Source organism: Paenibacillus sp. 01T443 (assembly GCF_056398325.1).
Genome location: NZ_JBFTPE010000082.1, coordinates 1 through 454, shown reverse-complemented (window position 1 = coordinate 454; position 454 = coordinate 1). Strand labels below are relative to the sequence as shown.

Annotated in this window: 1 protein-coding gene; it reads left to right on the top strand. The window is 68.7% G+C overall.

The window, feature by feature from the left end:
* The coding region (gene rplA, locus AC1DLI_RS34395) for a 50S ribosomal protein L1 (RefSeq protein WP_477610224.1) at positions 1-454 on the top strand (454 nt) is incomplete at both ends.

The following is a 454-nucleotide window of genomic DNA, read 5'->3' as shown; positions in this document are numbered from 1 at the left end:
GTGCGCGGCACCGTCATCCTCCCGCACGGCACCGGCAAGACCGCCAGCGTCATCGTGTTCGCGACGGGTCCGGCCGCTGAGGCCGCGATCGCCGCGGGTGCGGACGAGGTCGGCGGCGCCGAGCTCATCGAGAAGGTCGCCGGCGGCTGGACCAACTTCGACGCGGCTGTCTCCACGCCGGAGCTCATGGGCCAGGTCGGCCGTCTCGGCAAGGTGCTGGGCCCCCGTGGTCTGATGCCGAACCCGAAGACCGGCACCGTGACCCCGAACCCGGCCAAGGCCGTCGAGGAGATCAAGGGCGGAAAGATCGAGTTCCGCGTCGACAAGCACGCCAACGTGCACTTCGTCGTCGGCAAGGCCTCGTTCTCGGCCGAGCAGCTCGACGAGAACATCAAGACCGCTCTCGAGGAGATCGTTCGCCTCAAGCCGTCCAGCTCCAAGGGCCGCTACATCC